We start from the raw sequence: 17,734 nt of genomic DNA, 5'->3' as shown, positions 1-17,734 counted from the left end.
ATAGGAAAAAATTTCTAATTGATTGTATTTATTGTGATTAATTTGTGCTGCAAAAGGGTGGATAAGGGCCGACGGGTCGGTCGGCCCTGCAAGCCAGACGGTTGTGAGCGGGCTTGTGGAAAACTTTATTTCGCCGCTTCTTTCTCGGCTTTGTCGAGGACGGATTTTAATTTCTTGGCGATCGTTTCATAGGCGTTGCGCTCGCCGTCCGAAAATTCAAATTTGTAATACTCAAACTTTGTAGAAGCGGTTTGTCTTCGCTTGTCCGCTTCGGTGGCTAACTCTGTGCAGGTTTGCATCAGGGCTTCGATCTGTTCTTTAAGAGATGTGGTTGTAGTGGTCACTTTCGTGAACCTCCATATAATGGTTGGGAGAAAGCATCCATAGGATTTTGGCCTCTAGATGTTGAGAGTACAGACTCAAGAATTGATCGAGTTGAGAGCGACCATTCGCAAGGCAGCGCCTTGGAGAGAAATGGAAATGGCGGACAAACTGACGGGTACAAATGAATTGGGGCGGTTTATAGAAATTCCCAAGACGACAAAATTGCACAGCATCGATGCAACGAGAACGTAAAAAACGTAGTTTTCCATGGCGAACTCCCGAAAATGGTTTGCAATCGCAGAACGGTAAAGGGGTCCAAGTGGATGAAACCGTTTCAGCCCCCGTTAATTTCCATGATTAGGAATGCACAGCTCATTGAACCTCAGCTGTTTATCAAAACGGTAGGGGGCCTGGGCGCCTGGAGTTTTATTGTTGCCAGAAATTTCGGGATCTTCGCTTCGCGGCCTTGCGCTTTTTCTTGGCTTCCTTCATTTTCAATTTTTTCTTAACAGACGGTTTCATAAAGAAGCGTCGGCTTTTGAGTTCTTTGAACAATCCTTCTTTGTTGAGTTGGCGCTTTAAAACTTTTAACGCCCGTTCGACCTGGTTTTGAACCACAATGACCTGAGAAATAAGACCTCCAGAGTAAAAAGTTTAAGGCGCTTTATTGGGCGCAGGTTGCGGCGATTCATTGTCCGCCGGTTTTCCAGCTTTTTTGTTTCTACCGAAAAAAGAGGGAGACTCCAATTGTTTCTCGGATCGGACGTTCAGTTGTTTGACTGAAATCACTTTTTTCAATTTACCTGAACCGTCGTAGACTTTTACTTCGTGCATAAGTTACCTCATGTGGAGCTGTTGTTGCCTGATGTTCCCAGAAACGCTGGAAAAACTTACTGCCAATTCAAAGATAGTTTGACTCGTCTGCAAACGGATCGAAACTGAATATGTCAAAAGACGATGATCGTGCACTGCGGCTTGCCGCACAATTGTATTATGCGCAGGGTTGGGGGCCGTTGACGTTGTTCGAGGTTGCAGGTCTCGAAATCTTTCGTCCCGTGTTGCCTGTTTCCGCTGTTAAAAAAGCAATAACCGCCTCAAAAAGAGCGGTTTGTTCGCAACACCTGAAAGGGGACGTCCGTCCTCAAGAAATCCTGGAGATGCTTACTTTTTCACTGTTTACGCCGTCTTGAACCTCTCTGCCAGAAGTCTGCAGACAGAAGAGATGCAGATGATGTAGTTTCATACAGTATAGCCTATCTGCCCTAAAAAGCAATCAGGCAATACAGCGTGCGCATGAAAAGTATAGTGGTGTTGCAGGTGAATTTAAAGAGGGTGAGGATAGGGTAGATTGTCGCAATCCTGGAAACAATTTTGTTTTTATATATGGAAAGACTCTTATAATACTTTTGGCGAGACGGAAGTTGAGTGGCTCATAATAAATAACTTTGCTCAACCTGGTCCCCGACGGCGCCTTGATAAATTTATAAGGGAAAGTTGATGGGCAATCCATTAAAAACAGTTTTATTGATGAGAGGGGGGAAAATTGAAAAAGATTTTCCTGCAAAATCATTGATTCTGGGAATACAGAATGGAGAGCTTTCCAGAAAGGATAAAATATCCGAAGATGGCGAACGTTGGATCAGTTTGGGCAAACACACTCAACTGAAACAATACTTCATTACGAAACAAGCGGATACCGATTCTGAGTCGCCGAAAACAGATTCGGACTCAGACAGTATAAAACCTCGGGCAGAAAAGATCCTGGTTGTGGAGGACGAGCCGCCCTTATTTAAGCTCCTTGAGTATTCTTTAAAAAAAGCAGGCTACAACATTGTCTGGGCAAAAGATGGGGAAGAAGCGCTCCGTTTCGTTAAATCAGAAAATCCTGATTTGGTGATCACGGATATCATGATGCCCTACATCAATGGCCTGCAGGTTCTGGAGCGGGTAAAAAACGATCCTGAAACCTGCGATATCCCCTTCATCATTCTGTCCTCCAAGGCCTTAAGTCAGGACATCGTCAAGGGCCTTGAGCTAGGCGGCGACGATTATATTACCAAACCGTTTAATCCCGACGAGATGCTATTGCGGATCAAGATGACTTTAAAAAGATCCGGGAGAAAATGAGTTTATAGTTTTAAGGACAATGATCAGTCGCCTGGGTTGGAAGGGTCGATATTTCAGTCGATACTAGTGATATGTGAATTGTGTTGAGGGTATGCAACGCGGTTATAATCCAACTGAAAATTATTTGTCCTGATGACTGAAAATCCCTTATTGGTCTTCGTTTCCTTTTATTTCAATAAAGCCCCCGTAGTCACCATTGCCGTCATCCTCACCCTGTCCACTCTAGCCACCGCAGTCGGTTTCTTTTTCTACATTATATATGTGCGAGTGAAATCGGATTTCTACGAAAATAGAAAGAAGAAAAATTTTGATCTATGGAGCGTTCAATTGTTCCAATATCTGAGCGAGGAACTGCCTGACGCTCAATTCGATATGGTGGTTAAGAATAAAGACCTGGAGATGTTTATTGAGTTTCTCTTTTATTATTTAGAGAACATAAGAGGGGGAGACGCAAAGAAAATTCGCAATATTTTTAGAGAGCAGGGGCTTCTGGATCGGGAGCTTGAGCAGTTGCGCGATTCGTCGGATTATTTCAGGCGCGCATTGGCGGCTTATCGACTCGGTCAGATAAGGGCGGATGAGGCGAAGAAGGATTTGGCGGAGGCCTTGTCTGATGAGAACGATTTGGTGTCTTACGCCGCATCCACCGCTTTAATGAAAATGGGAGATAGCAAATCAGTAGGGAAAATTCTTGCGATCTTGCTGGCCAAAGAGAATCTCTCGGGAGAAATGTTTGCAGAAATTTTATTGGGGTATGGAAAGGGCGTGGTTGCTGAAATCTCGGAGAGTCTTGCTATTTATAATGAATTGCCGCGATCGAGAACGAAAATACTTGATTTTCTCGGGCACTATAGGCGGGTTGAAGTGGCGCCTTTTTTGACGCAACTGCTTGAAACGTCGAACAGCGATGAAGAAAGAATACATGTTATCAAGGCTCTTGGGAATCTGGTTGAAATCGGATCGTTTCCCGCGCTGGTGCGTTGCCTGAAAAATCACAACCCAACCATCAGGTCTCAGGCGGCGAAGGCTCTGGGCAATTTCAAGGATGAAACAGCTTTTGAAGCCTTGGCGGGTTTGTTGGGAGATCAGGACTGGTGGTGCCGATTTCACGCCGCCACCGCGATTTTCAAAACAGGAAGGTCCGGCGAAGATTATCTGAGAAAATTATTTAAAGAAACTGAGGATCCATTCACGCGGGATGTAATCCGGCAACTGGTGAACGTATGATTATTTTAGATCAGATCTATTTGAACATTGCCCAGCCTCTGATCACGCTCTACAACACCTTCATTGTTTCTTATTTTCTGGTTCTAAACAGCATCTATATTTTTCTGATTGTTCTCGCTTTTTTTGCGATTCGAAAATACCTGAAGCTGGTTCAATTGGTCGAATTGAAGAGCGTCTTTCAATCCCCTTTCTCCAAGCCGATTTCTATCCTGGCTCCGGCGTTCAACGAGGAAGCGTCCATAGTAAACAGCGTCAATTCTTTGCTACAACTGGAATACCCTTTGTATGAAGTCGTGGTCATCAATGATGGCTCGACGGATAGAACTCTGGAATACCTTAAAGATTCTTTTGACTTGAAAATTACCAACAAGGTTTACCGGAAACAGGTGGAATGCGCGCCAGTCCGCGGAGTTTATGAATCTAAGAAGCACCCTAATTTGCTTGTGATCGACAAGGTCAACGGCGGCGGTAAAGCCGACGCAATGAACGCTGGCATCAATGCATCTTCATATCCCTTGTTCTGCGCGATCGATTCGGATTCGATCATAGAAAAGGACGTTCTGCTTAAAATCATTCGACCCTTTATTCAGGACACGTCTACTGTCGCCGCCGGCGGAACGGTTCGAATCATCAACGGGTGCAAGGTGAGGGGTGGGATCATAGACGAGGTGGGATTGCCCAAAACCCTTTTGGGTAAATTTCAAATCATGGAGTACTTCCGGGCTTTTCTGGCGGGGAGAGTGGCGTTTTCTTCTTTCAGTTGCCTGTTGATCATTTCAGGCGCCTTCGGCCTTTTCAAAAAACAACATGTCATTGACGTTGGCGGTTATTGGGCGGATGCTATCGGTGAGGATATGGAGCTGGTGGTGAGGCTTCATAAACATCTTCGCCAGAAAAAAGAAAAATATAAAATTGTATATATTCCGGACCCGGTTTGCTGGACCGAAGCGCCTGAAACTTACAAGGTGCTTGGCCTGCAACGCAAGCGCTGGCAGAGGGGCTTGTTGCAATGCTTGTCCGTCCATTCAACGATGTTTTTAAATCCAAAGTATGGCGTGGTTGGTATGCTCGCGTTCCCCTTTTTTCTCATTTTTGAGGGCTTGGGGCCGATTGTCGAATTCGTCGGGGTGATTCTTTTTTTGGTCGCCTGGTATTTCGATCTGGTGAATGCAGAGTTGGCGATCTTGTTTTTTATAGGAGCGATCATTCTAAATATAGTGCTTTCTCTGGGCGCGGTGATCCTTGAGGAGATGACCTTCCGGCGTTATCCGAAATTGAGCCATGTGCTTATTCTGTGCGGCTTGTCGGCGCTAGAGACCTTTATCTATCGCCCGGCGAATACCTGGTGGCGCCTGGTCGGCACATTCCAGTATGCGATGAAGAAAAAAGTAGGTTGGGGGGTTATGGAGAAGAAAGGATTTTAAAAACGCAGGGGTATCACGATTCCAAAAAGGTTCCTGTTGAACTGATCCTTTCTCTCTTCGTAAACGTAATTAAAGCCAATCGAGAACCGATCCGAAATCCTCCATTTAATTCCCATTTGCATTGAGATGGAATCCACCGCCAGCGTGTCCGCCCCGGATACGATGGTAAAGGATTCATTACCGATGGCTCCGCCAATATAAGCGGATAAGCTTGGGCTGAATTCGTGATTGATGTTTAAAAACGCGGAATGGGAATTGCCGTTTTCCTGGAAGCCAAAATAGCCGCGAACCAGAACGCGGGTATGCTCGCTGAGATAATAATTGAAGCCGGGCGAAATCAGATGGAAATTGGATTCCTCGAAATCCATGTATCGATACATGAACAGGGCTTCCAGCGGAATGCCTTTGATGCTTTTGGTGATTTCCGTTTCATAGATTTGTTTGGCGACCACATCTGGAGAGGGGGAAAAGCTGAATTGGCCTCTCAGGTTCAGATCGTCCCAGAGATCGTAATTCCCCGAGATGATTCCCGTGTGATCGGCGTCTCCTGAAATGAATACGCTTTCCATCCCAACACTGCCTCTGAATTTGGAATTGAATGGGTGAAACCATTCGAGGCGCTGTGTGTGTCTGGAATCGCGTCCCCCGCTAAAAGTCTCGGTTTGAAACGATTCCACCACGGTGTCTTTGACGAAGTTTTCGATACGCGCTTTGGACTCGATCGTTTCAGGCTCCTCAGGAGCAAGTTCGTACGCCAGATTGAAATACTCTTCCGCTTCGAAATACTCTTTCTCCAGAACCGCAACATGGCCTCTGCCCAAAAGCAGGTCCACCCGCTCGGGGTCTTGAGACAAGGCCTTCTCATAGTCCAGTTTGGCTTTGTCGGTTTCTCTTAATATTCTCCAGATAATTCCGCGGCTGGCAAGGTAGTCCATATTGTATGGAGCTTGACTCAGCAGAGCATTGAGGATTTCGATGGAGTCGTTGTAGCGGTTTTGAAAACGCAGGTTCCTTGCCAGAAGATAGTGCGTTTGCGCATCCTTGGGGTGTTTTGATAAATGCTCTCTGATGAGCGCTTCTGCGGCTTCAAACTCTTTATTCTCCTCGAGCGCTTTCAACCGGGTCAATAGCAAATCATAGGCTCTGCCCTGAATGATACGGGCAATGCGGATGCGAAGTTCCTGGCTGTCCGGTCTTAGCTCAAGCGCTTTTTCAAAACTCTCCTGGGACAGGGCATCGTCGCCTTTAAGAGAATGTATCTGACCTTTTTCTGCCCACAGGTCTGCATTTCCCGGGTGTGATTGAATGAGGGTGTCGAGCAGGTTTTCCGCGCTCGGGAGATCTGAAGCCAGGCGGTGAGCGCGAACCAGTAGAATCTGAGTGTCCAGATTGTCAGGATGTTGATCGAGGACGCTCTGATAGCTTTGAATGGCAGTCTCATAGTCGCCGCGTTGGATGTGGGTGTTTGCCTTGTCCCATTCATCACGGATGAATGCGGCGATCGTTTCTTTTTCAATGCGTTCTTTCAGTAATGCCAGGCCCGTGGCGGCGTCCTGATTGTCGCTATCGATTCCCTGAGCTTTGAGAAACGCTTGTTGAGCCTGATTGAGTTGCCCTTGTCGCAGAAATAAAAATCCCTGACCGATTATCAATTCGCTATTAAAAGGATGTTTGTTTATGAGAACGGCGTATAAATTTTCGGCTTCCTCCATTTCTGAATTGAGAGCAAGAGCTTGAGCGAGAGTGATCTGGAATGCGAGTTCGTCGGGATATTTTTCAAGAACGCTTCTGCAAATTTTTATCGCCTCTGAATATTGATTGTTGTCCAGAAGTTCTTTCAATTGCTCCCGATGGTTCTGAAGGTATTGCCTTTTTTGAGCGAGAACACTCTCTTGTAGAGTGGATGCCTTTATTTTTGCGATCTGTTGGATCCCATTCTTTGCTTCAACATTCTGTTTGTTGATCTGTAATACCCGGACGAAATCTGAATCGGCCTTGTCCAATTGCCCCGTGGCGATAAAGACCCGCCCGCGCAGATTCAAATAATCTTCATTGTCGGGTTGGTTGTCGATCAGAGGGTTTATAAGATCGAAACTCTCTTTGTATTTGTTTTGAAAAATTTTTGTCCGGGCCAGATAAAAGCTGATTTCAGGATGATTGGGAAATTCTTTTAATGACTTCTCCAGAGTTTCTTCTGCGGCAGAGTATTTCTTAAAACTTATCAATTTATAAGCCCTTGTGAGCAGGGATTTAATCTTTTCCTTTTTGTTCTTTACGGCGGCCTGAAGAATTCTGTTTTGTTCGCGATCCTGAATCATTTTGAGGCCCTGCAGGGCATCGCTGTTGTTCTTGTCCAGTTCCAGCGCTCTTTGAAAATTGACGACAGCGGCGTCGTTCTTGTTTTCCTTGGCCAGCAGATAGGCTTCGCCTGTTAGAAGATCGACATTGTTTGGATCGATTGACTTGACGGATTGGTACATGGATCGCGCTTCATCAATCTGGTTGTTGAGGGCGTAGCTCCTCGCTAAAAATAGTTTTGCTTCCAGATCATTTTCATTTTTCTCGATGAGAGAGCGATAGATGTTTGCCGCTTCAGAGTATTTTTGTTCCTGTGTCAGGCTCGCCGCTGTTTCCATATCGCGATTTCTTTGTTGAGCGATTGCCCGTTCGGCTTGGAGTTGCGCTTCATACTGAATGGCCTGTTCGGTATCCGCCAATCCTTTCAAAGCATTTTGATTGTCGCCTTGTCTGTCCAGCACATACCTGAAGTCGCTCAATGCGGATGGGTAATCCTTTTTCGAAAGAAACGCTCTGCCGCGACCCAGGCGCGAGTCCATGTCTCTTGGGAATTGTTCGATCACCTGATTGTAAATTTCTATGGCAGGATCGGCTTTCGCGTTGATGAGCAAGACTGCGGCGTAGACTCTCAAATAGTCCGCATCATTTGGGGCCTGCTCCAGAAGCGCCTTGAGTTCTATTTCCGCTTGCAGGTAGTTCTTGTCATCCAGCAGTTTTTGAATTTTGTTCTTCTGGAAGAAAAGGGAATCAAAATAATGAATGAAACTTTCAAAATATTTTGAAAGACCGGAGAACAGTCCCGTTTCTTCGGAACCAGACGGGTTCGAGACCGCCTCGATCCTATCAGAATCGGAAGACTGGCTTGCGGGCGTTGAATTTGTATCTGCGGCGTAGGCGGGACGATCCTTGGCGCCTGACAAGCCGGTCAGGCTTGCGGAACCCAATAATATCAAGATCAAGGCTTGCGCCATTGATTTGTATATTGATTTCATAGTCCCTTTGGCAGAAGGAAAGCACGGCTGGGGCAGGTCTCCAAACCTGTTGCGCGTTCACTTTGCAGAGTTATGTAATTAGATTAAATTTATATGAATTTGTTTAAATTATATTCGGAATAATGAAAAAAGTCTACATAAATCAATGGTATAGGAGTGTCGGCTTTATGGCAGTAAATCAGAGATGGAATGGCAATATGAAGTCTGAACGTTGTGGGGCTGAAGATGTATTCAACGATCAGATTCAATTAGAAGATAATAATTTCGAGGCTTTGTCTGAAGTCCAGAGCTTCCTGTGTTCTGGCAAACTGGATTCCAGCGAGTCGATCAGGCTCCAGGAGGTGCTGGCTGTGGACTCCCATGCATGAAACTCATAAGGAATGGGGCTTCGCGTTTCCGTTGTTTGCAAAACGCCGCCATAAAGGTTACAGCTCTCCAGTTGATTGAGGCTGGATTCCAATTCCGGTTCGGCGATGCCAAGGCGTTTCGCCGCAAGACTGTAGCCATAAGAGCCTTCTGTCCAGATCAAATCGGGAGGGCGTTTGTATTCAGGAGACGCCAGATAGGGTTTGAATCCAATGAATGAAGTGTTCTTGCACTCATACTGGCAATTGAATTTTTGTTCATCGTCCAGTTCTTTCTTGACCGAAACGTTTTTCAGTAAAAAATGTTTTCTGGCGAATTGAAGCGCCGAACGAGCCTTCTCTCCATGCCCGGTGGCGGTTAAAAACAAGGCCCCCCAGGTTTGAACGTCCAGAGGCGTTTCCCTGTCGAGACCTTGCATATTGAGACCTCTGTAGAAATAACGACCTTCAGGATTCCAAAGCGTATCGACGATCCTGTCTTTCAGATCACGAGCGACGGCGGAATATCGTGAAGCGTTTTGTGGATGCGTGTTGCTTAACTTGAGTCCCAGATCTCTAAAGAAAAAATAGGCGTCGATATTATGTTCGGTTGAAATCCATTCAATTTCCTTGTCGTTAAAAGTCTCTTTTTTGATCTCTCCGAAGCCGCCTCTGAAAAGACCGTTCCTTGAGTCGCCTTGCGATACGACTCTTCGGGTCAGTAGAAACTCGGCAAGAATCTGCGCATGTTTGAGTCGGTCCGCGTAGACCAGGGCGTATCCAAGCCAGGAGACAGCCCCGGTTCTTACATAGCGCATTCCCAGAGGGCCGTCGTTGGCGTCGTAGGAAAATTCTATTCCATTTTCGGCGGTGATGAATGTTTCAATTGTGGACAACAGGCGGTCCGCTTTCTCATCTTGCCCGAGCATTTTGAAAACGATGGCGGAAAGCGCAACATCGTAGGTGAAGGATCGGGTTTTCAAATTGCTGACGGCCAGAGGATCGCAAGAGGGGAGTTTGAAGCTGATCATCCAGCCCTTGTTGATTTGAGAGTTCAGAAAATCGACGCGACTGTCAGTAGTGAGCGGGGCCGGAGTTGAAGAGATTGAAGGTTGCGAAGCGCAACTCAATAAAATCAGGGGAAGAAGGATTTTCAAAAAATATATAGAGCGTCTGTTGAAATTGGATTCTCTTGAATTTTTCATCGTAAGAGGGGCCGTGTGATGGGGATCAATGGGAGCGATTGTCTAGCATTCCTCATTCGCTTCATAATTCAAAAAAATAGCTTTTCCCTTTATCAGGCAAAGCGCCTTGTATTCCTCCTCAATGGAGTATAAAGCCTTTTTGGGTAGAACAAAACTGGCGAATGACATGACTGGCAGAAGGTGCTGTTATAACTGTAGCGTCATCAGAGACGCTTATACTTAACGGACTTTCACTCCTGGGATCGACGGCGGCGCTGCTGAAAAAATTCTATCCCTGGCGAAATGTATGATGGCTAATTGGACTCCGTCTGTTTTTTCTTTGAAAACGGTTCTATAATAGGTTGCGGAACATCCTTCCCATTCATTCCTGAACCGGAAATCAATTGATCGTCACATGAAAATAAACAGCTTACTCGAATTGATCGGCAACACACCGAATTTGCGGCTGAACAAGCTTTTCCCGGAGCATGAAATCTGGATCAAACTGGAACGGCAAAACCCCGGCGGCAGTATCAAGGACCGCATCAGTCTGGGAATGATCGAAGCGGCGGAAAATGACGGCGCCCTGAAACCAGGTGGAACGCTTATTGAAGCGACTTCCGGCAATACGGGGATCGGTCTCGCCTGGGTCGGCCCGCTGAAAGGCTATCAAGTCAAGATCGTCATGCCGGAATCGCAAAGCATCGAGCGGCGAAAAATCATAACGGCTTACGGCGCCGACCTTGTGCTGACACCTAAAGAGGAAGGCATTGACGGCGCGATTAAAAAAGCCCAGGCCTTGCGCGATGCGATTCCCGGTTCCATCATGCTCGAACAGTTCAGCAACAGGGCCAATATCGATTCGCACAAGAACACAACGGCGCTGGAGATCGTTCGCGATTTCGATCGCCTCGATTATCTCTTTGCGGCGTTTGGCACAGGCGGACATATCAGCGCGCTAGCGGATATCCTGAAGGAACATATCGAGAATCTGAAAGTGGTTGCTGTCGACCCCTCGGGGGCGCCAACGCTTTCCGAAGGCAATGGCGGCAGTCATAATATACCGGGCATCGGCCCCGGTTTTATTCCGGATAACCTGATCGTGGACAGTCTGGACCGAGTCGCCCCTGTGAGCGATGCAGAAGCGTTTGCGATGACGCGCCGAGTTGCGCGAGAGGAAGGGCTGTTTGCAGGGGTATCCACCGGAGCGGTCCTGGCCGCTGTCGAAAAGCAAATCAAGGATGGAACGATTGCAAAAGGCGACGTGGTTCTGACCTTCAATTATGATACCGGCGAAAGGTATCTTTCCATCGAAGACCTGTTCTAGTGAATTATCCCTGTTTCTATTTAGGCGATTCCGGTGTGTAGCCCTTTCTGAACACTTCGGCGGCCTGTTCGATCATTCTGTCCGAAGCAGTGAGCGATACCCTGAACGTTCCTGGCGTTTCCAGTACGGAGCCGGGCAGAACCAGTACATCGCGCGATTCAAGATAAAGCGAGAAGGCGATGTCGTCGGGATCCGGGCTATCGACCAGCATATAAAAAGTCCCCTCGGCGGGAACGACTCGATAGCCTCCCTCTCGCAGGGCGGAGACAAGATGGTCGCGCCGACGTTTGATTTGTTCTAAATCAACGCAAAGATTTTCCAACTGCGGCAGGGCGCGTTGCCCGATGCAGGTCGGGAGCAACCAGCCGCCCATCGGCTGGATCGCATCGAACATACGTCGCATGCGCGCGGAATCGGGAAAGCCGGGAGCCAGCGCCATATAGCCCATTCGCAGACTGGGAGCGAGGAGCGTTTTGCCGTAGGTGTAGAGAACGATCGTCGCGGCGTAGTGGCGCGCAGGCGTCGGCGCATGGGCCTGATCAAAAACAATGCGCGAATAAGCCTCGTCTGAAATGATTGGAATCTCCCGACCCAGGCGACGGCTCGCCTCCGTCAGTATCTCCGCCAAAGCAGAAAGTTCTTCGTCAGATAATACCTTGCCGCTCGGATTGTGCGGGGAGTTGATCAGGACGGCGCTGGTTTTCGGGCCAATCGCAGACTTGATCGCATCCAGCGGCAGGCCCCAGTCTTCCGGATTGAGGTCCACGCCCTTCGGGATGGCGCCGACGGACTTGATCATGGAGCGGTAGTAGAACCACGGTGGGCTGAGGTAAAGCGCCTCGGAACCAGGATCGCACAAGGCCTGCAGGCAACAGACCAGACCGGAAAAGGCGCCAGTGTTCAGAAACAAATCATCGCTCTCAAAATTCAGCCCGGTGCGTTGTGAAAGCGCATCCGTCGCCGCTTCGCGCGCTTCGGGCAAATGATGCAGGTAGCGATAGCCCAGATCCGCGCTGACATCAACCGCCGCATGCAAGGCTTCGGCAATGCCGGACAGCGATGGGTCATGCGGATCTCCAAACACCAGATCAGCGACTTTCGGGTCGCCGCGTCGCGCCACAACCGGGCTGTCCCGAAGGAAGGTCCCCAGAAATTTTTCATATTCCTCGCGCGCTTGCTCTCTCACGCTCGAAAATTCGACGGACATGGAATTGTTGGCTTGCATGGGCATCCTTGTGTGATGGCTAAGGTATGGGTGAAAATTGAAGCGCTTCGCGCTTTGCATGATAAGACGATTCAAAGGCGCGTGCGACTTGGATCACAATCAATTCCTGACGGGGACCTGCGTATATCATGAGACCCATCGGCAATCCGTCGGTTGTGAATCCCGATGGTATGGACAGGCCGCACCAGCCGGCAAGATTGCCCAATCGCGTGTTTCGAGACATCGCGGCGGATAGCTCTGCGTGGGTATCGGGCCTGTCGCAAGTCGAAACGGGAACGGCGACGCGCGGCGTCGTCGGCGCCAGAACCGCATCCAGATCGCGCATGCGCTCCGCCAGTTGCGCCTGAATCGCGTTCTTTTCATTCAGCGCCTTCTGGATATGTTGAGGCGAATAGTCGCGCGCAACTCTCAGCCAATGCAGAACCCAGTCGGCATCGGGGTGGTCGACAATTTCCCGATGCAGTGGGTAGGCTTCCGCCGCAATCAAACTCGTTTCGCAAGCGAGTTGATGCAAACGTTCCAGCTCCTCAAACTGCACATTGAAAATCGTTGCGCCGAGTTTTTCCAGTATTCGCGCCGCTAAGAAGACGGCGTTAGGGATCTCTTCCTGCGCGTCGTCGAAAAAAACCGATTCGCAAACGCCGATCCTCAGGTCTTTAAGGTCAGGCGGATTCTTCGTCTCGCCATTTTGAATGGCGGCGCGAACGAATTCGATGTCCTGTGCGGAGCGGGCGAGCGGGCCGATACTGTCCAGACTTGGCGCCAGGGGCCGCATTCCACTGGAATCAACGCTTCCTGTTGTGAGACAAAGACCGGCGGCCCCGCACAAGGCGGCGGGGACGCGGATCGAGCCGCCCGTATCCGTACCCAGCGCGAAAGGGACCAGCCCGGCCGACACCGCGACTGCGGAACCGCTGGATGAGCCGCCGGGAATATATGCTTCCCTTTTCCAGGGATTGTGCGGCGTGCCGCGCGCGGGGTTGACGCCAAGGATCGTCGCCGCCAGCGGGCTGGTGTGGGTTTGTCCCACCAGAACCGCTCCGGCTTCTGCCAACCGTCGAATGACTCCGGCGTCTGCTTTGCCAATGTAATGGTCGAGCAAAGGGGTTCCGGCGCTGGCGCCTGCGTTTTCCAGGTCGAAGAGTTCTTTGATCGCGTAGGGAATGCCGTGTAAGGGGCCGCGGTCCAGGCCTCGGTCCAGTTCGCTTTGAGCCTGAGCGGCTTCCTGGAGAGCGCGTTCCCGAGTGATATTGCTGAAGGCATTCAGATGCGGATTGCGTTTGTCTATTTCGCCGAGAACGTCTTGGGTCAGTTCCAGGCAGCCCAGACTTCTGTCGCGGAGCATTCGTCCCAGCTGGCTGATCGAGTGGGAGGTTTTCATGATTCAGCGAGATGACGAAGGATGTGTTCGGAGAGAAACTCGGCGTCGTCTCCGACTCCGTCGATGAAATTGGAATGATTCAAGCGCTGGCGTCTCAGGCCGATCACATAGATCCCGGGCGCGTCTGTCACGCCGTCGCGATGGCGCAATTCCCCCTGATCGTCGAGCAGGTCCATCTGTAACCAGGGATAGGCGCGACGATAGCCCGAAGCCCAGATCACGGTGCGAATGCCTTCATTGGAAAGATCAATTTCGTCTGGCGGCGGGGCGGGGCTCACCGGTTCCGGTCTCGCCGGTTCCGGCCTTTCTGCGATGCCGCCCAGTTCATGCGCGTCCGCGAAGGAGTCTATGCGGTCGAGAAAATTACGCATCTCTTCTTCTGCCTGTTGAATCGAGTTCTCTAAATTTGAATGAAAGCGGACGCGGACCCCCTCAATCGCCGCCACCCGACCGGTCAATCTTACTCCGAGTTCCTGCAGGATGCCAAGATCGAGAGAACGACCTTCGTTCGAACCGACCAGTTGCGGGGCGGGGAAACCACGTGAGGTGGATGGGTCTGCGGGTTCGCGAAAAATACCCATGCGGTCGATCCACCAGAGAATATCCTGGTTGCGGTAACGTCGCGGCAGGCGCCGGTGTCTGCCCACAGACAGGGTCACGCGTCGGCCCGATTTCGCAACTTCTTCAGCGATTTGCGATCCCGAAGCGCCGGAGCCGACGATCAGTACGCCGCCCGGGTCGAGCTGATCGGGGTTGCGGTACTGCGGCGCCGTCAATTGAACGATCTGCGAATTCAGGCCAGCGGCGACATCCGGCACGTAAGGGACGTCGCAGTGCCCGGTGGCAATGATCAGCGCGCGCGTATGCCAAATTTCCGATCCGGCTCGCACTTCGTATCCCTTGGGAATCGGTTGGACGGAATCAACATTTCGCCCGGCATGTATGGGCGCACTGAACGATTGCGCGTAGTCTTCGAAAAATGTAACGAGTTCGGGAACGCTCATGTAACCCTCGGGGTCCTCGCCCCGATAGCTCCAGTCCGGCAAGCGGGTATGCCAGTTCGGGGTCAGCAGGTGAAGCGAATCCCAGCGCTCACTGCGCCAGCGCTCGGCGATCCGGCCGCGCTCCAAAACGATGTGCGGAATAATGCGACGGCCTAAACAGCGACTCATCGCCAGACCCGCCTGTCCGGCGCCGATGACGATGGCTTCTATCAAAGGCATCTGGAATTATTGGATTGCAGGAGTGGAAGAAAAATCCGTTTTATTAGCAAGCGCTCTTCTCAATTCCATGATCGAGAAAGCGACCGACATAAACGCCGTCCGCTTTTAATAGTTGCTGGGCATCCGCTCCCATCCACAGTTCGTACGCGCCTCCCAGAGTCAATTCTGTTCCTGGGAAACGGGCTTGCAAGGCTTCGTAGCGGTCCAATCCCGCTTGATGGGAAGGTTGCGTGTGTTCAAAAGCTTCCGCCGCTTCACGCGGGTCAAAAAAATTAAGGGTGATGGAATCCGGGGTGGATGCCTCCAGCAGCTCAAGAATATCATCAATATCCGCTTCGGTCTCGCCCAAACCGCAGAGCCAACCGGTGTCGACGCTCAGGCCGGAAGCGCGCGCGAGTGTTAACGATTCGAGTTTGGTGTCCTGGGCCAGCGGTCGACTCGGAACCAGGTCTTGAAACAAGCGGCGGGAACTCTCCAGATTGTTGCGGTAACGTTTAACGCCAAGACTCGCCAATTGATCGTAAAACTCGGGGCGGGTGCAAAGACCGGGGTTGATGGCGAGATCGACGTCGGCGTTGCGTTGAATGACGCCGGACATTTCAGTTAACAGGCCAAGCACTTCGCGTTGATTGGTGCCAACGCTTGGGAACACCAGTTCGAGGCGCGCATTGGAACTGCGCGCAAAATCGAATGATTTTTGAAACTCAATTTCGCTGGGGGAGAGTTCGCGCTCGACTTCGGAGTTGAGGCTCAGTCCACAGAATTTACAACCGCCCGCGCAACCGTCGTTTTGCAAAAGGCTGAGTTGAACGATATTCATAGAATCACCTTTTTATGGACAAAAATTCTCATTTCCTGCAGGGCTGAATACCTCCACCCGGTAAAAATCGGGCTTAGATTAACCGAATATTTTATCTATTTCAACAATATCTCCCTTGCTTCATTTGGGGAGAAATCGCGGGTCGATTTGGAGTCAACCAAGCGAGGGTATGAGCCGGGAAAGGAACGCTTTGATACGCCATAAAGCCTTCTATTCATTACAGAACAGGATCGTCGCCCGAAATGTGTTTTGCAGGAAATACAACTCATGAGGGAGGCGATAATGCAGGAAAAATCAATGGAAAAGGGGCTGTATTATAATAGCCTTCCAGATATTTTAATCAATTCTTAGGATTTTTTTGCCTGCTTTATTTTCTTGTAACTATTGAAAGAAATATAGGTAAGCGACGCAAGAGTCAGGCCTGAAAACAAAATCGAAATGGGGGTGGAGAAAAAGATGCCCGGGTTGCCAGAGGAGAGGGTCAGGGCTTGCCGAACCGAACGCTCGCCAATGGGTTCGAGAACAAATCCCACCATCATCGGCGCCAGAGGGAAGTCCAGCTTGCGCATGACAAAACCGACTACTCCAAAAATCAGCATGGTCCACACGTCGGCAAAGCTCGAATTGAAACTGTAAATGCCGAGCGCGCAGAGCAGGGCGATGACGGGGAACAGGATGGATTTGGGAATTTTCAAAATCCTTGAAAAAATTCGAACCGCGACGAGACCGACGAAGGGAAGCAGGATCACCGCCAGAAACAAGGCGCTGAAGATGGCGTAGACGAGTCCCAAATTCTCTTCGAACAAGACCGGCCCCGGCGCCAGGCCGTGGATCAGAAAGGCTCCGAGCAATACGGCGGTGGTCACGTCTCCCGGCACTCCAAGAGCCATGAGCGGAATGAGCGCGCCGCCGCAGGTTGCGTTGTTTGCCGATTCGGTGGCGGCGACGCCTTCCAGCGAGCCTTTTCCAAATCGTTCGGGGCGTTTTGATTTTCGCTTCGCCTCGCTGTAGGACAGAAACGCGGCGGGGGTGGCGCCCAGGCCGGGAATGGAGCCTAGAATGATTCCGATCATGGAGCCCCGGAAAATCGTTCTCGCGCATTGCTTCAAATCGTTCAGGCTGATTTTCGCCTGAGATATCGCGGCGGTCAGCGTTGCGCGAGCGTGTTGCGACTGCGCCTGAATCAGTATTTCAGACATGGCGAACAAACCGATCAGCATCGCCATCAATGAAATGCCGTTCATCATCGTGACCGCGCCGAAGGTGAAACGCGGCGTTGCGGTCATCGGATCGAGTCCGACGGTTCCAAATAAAAAGCCAAAACCCGCCGCGATCAATCCCTTGGTCAACGAGTCGCCGGATACTCCCGCGACGATCGTCAAAGAGAACAGGATCAGCATGGAGTACTCGGGAGGACCAAACTTTGTGGCCATGCTTGCCAGCGCCAGCGCGCCAAACACCAGAGCGATCATCGAAATGAAATCGCCGATCACCGAAGACCAGAGCGCCATGCCCAGCGCCTTTCCCGCCTGGCCTTGCTGGCACAGCGGGTAGCCGTCCAAGACCGTCGCCGCCGCCGCGGGCGTTCCCGGCGTGTTGATCAGAATGGCGGGAATGCTTCCGCTGAAAAGACATCCTTTGTAACAACCGAGCAAAATGCAAAATGCGGCGACGGGGTCCAGTGTATAAGTCAGCGGAATGATCAGAGCGAGGCCCATGGTGCCGGTCAGACCGGGCACCGCTCCCATGAACACGCCAAAGATCACGCCCAGCAATACCGCAAGGATATTTCCGAAACTGAAAACCAAAAGAAACGAACTCAGAAGTTCATCGGGCAT

16 protein-coding genes are annotated in these 17,734 nt (G+C 50.2%); 6 read left to right on the top strand and 10 right to left on the bottom strand.

What is annotated here, in order from left to right:
* Positions 1-125: 125 nt before the first annotated feature.
* Positions 126-344 carry a hypothetical protein gene (locus tag G3M78_02645; GenBank protein ID QPJ64351.1) on the bottom strand — a complete coding sequence of 73 codons (219 nt, stop codon included), beginning with the start codon at positions 342-344 and terminating at the stop codon, positions 126-128.
* A gap of 58 nt (positions 345-402) precedes the next feature.
* Between G3M78_02645 and G3M78_02640 the strand changes: the two genes are divergently transcribed.
* Positions 403-576: a hypothetical protein gene (locus G3M78_02640; protein ID QPJ64350.1), complete on the top strand. Its 174-nt coding sequence runs from the start codon at positions 403-405 to the stop codon at positions 574-576.
* A gap of 174 nt (positions 577-750) precedes the next feature.
* Here G3M78_02640 and rpsU read toward each other — a convergent pair whose 3' ends face one another.
* The gene (rpsU, locus tag G3M78_02635; protein ID QPJ66744.1) at positions 751-957 is read right to left on the bottom strand and encodes a 30S ribosomal protein S21; all 207 of its coding nucleotides are present in this window, start codon (positions 955-957) and stop codon (positions 751-753) included.
* Between the two features lie 21 nt (positions 958-978).
* Positions 979-1,158: a hypothetical protein gene (locus G3M78_02630; protein ID QPJ63870.1), complete on the bottom strand. Its 180-nt coding sequence runs from the start codon at positions 1,156-1,158 to the stop codon at positions 979-981.
* Between the two features lie 110 nt (positions 1,159-1,268).
* On the opposite strand from G3M78_02630, the gene G3M78_02625 reads away from it, so the two are divergent.
* From G3M78_02625 to G3M78_02610, 4 genes are all read left to right on the top strand, one after another.
* The gene (locus G3M78_02625; GenBank protein QPJ64349.1) at positions 1,269-1,514 is read left to right on the top strand and encodes a hypothetical protein; all 246 of its coding nucleotides are present in this window, start codon (positions 1,269-1,271) and stop codon (positions 1,512-1,514) included.
* Positions 1,515-1,818: 304 nt separating this feature from the next.
* Positions 1,819-2,451 (top strand): response regulator, encoded by a 633-nt coding sequence (locus G3M78_02620; protein QPJ64348.1) that lies wholly within the window; start codon positions 1,819-1,821, stop codon positions 2,449-2,451.
* A 132-nt stretch (positions 2,452-2,583) separates the two neighbouring features.
* A complete protein-coding gene (locus G3M78_02615; GenBank protein ID QPJ64347.1) occupies positions 2,584-3,678 on the top strand; it encodes a HEAT repeat domain-containing protein in 1,095 nt (364 codons plus the stop codon).
* 26 nt (positions 3,679-3,704) lie between these two features.
* The gene (locus G3M78_02610) at positions 3,705-5,102 is read left to right on the top strand and encodes a glycosyltransferase family 2 protein (protein QPJ66743.1); all 1,398 of its coding nucleotides are present in this window, start codon (positions 3,705-3,707) and stop codon (positions 5,100-5,102) included.
* Here G3M78_02610 and G3M78_02605 read toward each other — a convergent pair.
* Both G3M78_02605 and G3M78_02600 read right to left on the bottom strand, forming a co-directional pair.
* Positions 5,099-8,392 carry a tetratricopeptide repeat protein gene (locus tag G3M78_02605; GenBank protein ID QPJ64346.1) on the bottom strand — a complete coding sequence of 1,098 codons (3,294 nt, stop codon included), beginning with the start codon at positions 8,390-8,392 and terminating at the stop codon, positions 5,099-5,101. The genes G3M78_02610 and G3M78_02605 overlap by 4 nt on opposite strands.
* Positions 8,393-8,636: 244 nt before the next feature.
* Positions 8,637-9,941, bottom strand: a complete 1,305-nt coding sequence (locus G3M78_02600; protein ID QPJ64345.1) for a hypothetical protein — start codon at positions 9,939-9,941, stop codon at positions 8,637-8,639.
* 394 nt (positions 9,942-10,335) lie between these two features.
* Between G3M78_02600 and G3M78_02595 the strand changes: the two genes are divergently transcribed.
* A complete protein-coding gene (locus G3M78_02595) occupies positions 10,336-11,247 on the top strand; it encodes a cysteine synthase family protein (GenBank protein QPJ64344.1) in 912 nt (303 codons plus the stop codon).
* 16 nt (positions 11,248-11,263) lie between these two features.
* Here the strand turns inward: G3M78_02595 and G3M78_02590 are convergent, their stop codons facing one another.
* The 5 genes from G3M78_02590 to G3M78_02570 form a co-directional block, all read right to left on the bottom strand.
* A complete protein-coding gene (locus tag G3M78_02590; GenBank protein QPJ64343.1) occupies positions 11,264-12,472 on the bottom strand; it encodes an aminotransferase class I/II-fold pyridoxal phosphate-dependent enzyme in 1,209 nt (402 codons plus the stop codon).
* 19 nt (positions 12,473-12,491) lie between these two features.
* Positions 12,492-13,853 carry an amidase gene (locus G3M78_02585; GenBank protein ID QPJ64342.1) on the bottom strand — a complete coding sequence of 454 codons (1,362 nt, stop codon included), beginning with the start codon at positions 13,851-13,853 and terminating at the stop codon, positions 12,492-12,494.
* Positions 13,850-15,076, bottom strand: a complete 1,227-nt coding sequence (locus G3M78_02580) for an NAD(P)-binding domain-containing protein (GenBank protein QPJ64341.1) — start codon at positions 15,074-15,076, stop codon at positions 13,850-13,852. The genes G3M78_02585 and G3M78_02580 overlap by 4 nt, the downstream gene beginning before the upstream one ends.
* A 43-nt stretch (positions 15,077-15,119) precedes the next feature.
* A complete protein-coding gene (locus G3M78_02575) occupies positions 15,120-15,896 on the bottom strand; it encodes a hypothetical protein (protein QPJ64340.1) in 777 nt (258 codons plus the stop codon).
* A 347-nt stretch (positions 15,897-16,243) separates the two neighbouring features.
* Positions 16,244-17,734 (bottom strand): C4-dicarboxylate ABC transporter permease, encoded by a 1,491-nt coding sequence (locus G3M78_02570; GenBank protein QPJ64339.1) that lies wholly within the window; start codon positions 17,732-17,734, stop codon positions 16,244-16,246.

The sequence above is a fragment of the Candidatus Nitrohelix vancouverensis genome, from assembly GCA_015698305.1.
Taxonomy (GTDB): domain Bacteria; phylum Nitrospinota; class Nitrospinia; order Nitrospinales; family VA-1; genus Nitrohelix; species Nitrohelix vancouverensis.
Note: the sequence above shows the minus strand (reverse complement) of the source record. Positions and strands in the feature narration are given on the sequence as shown.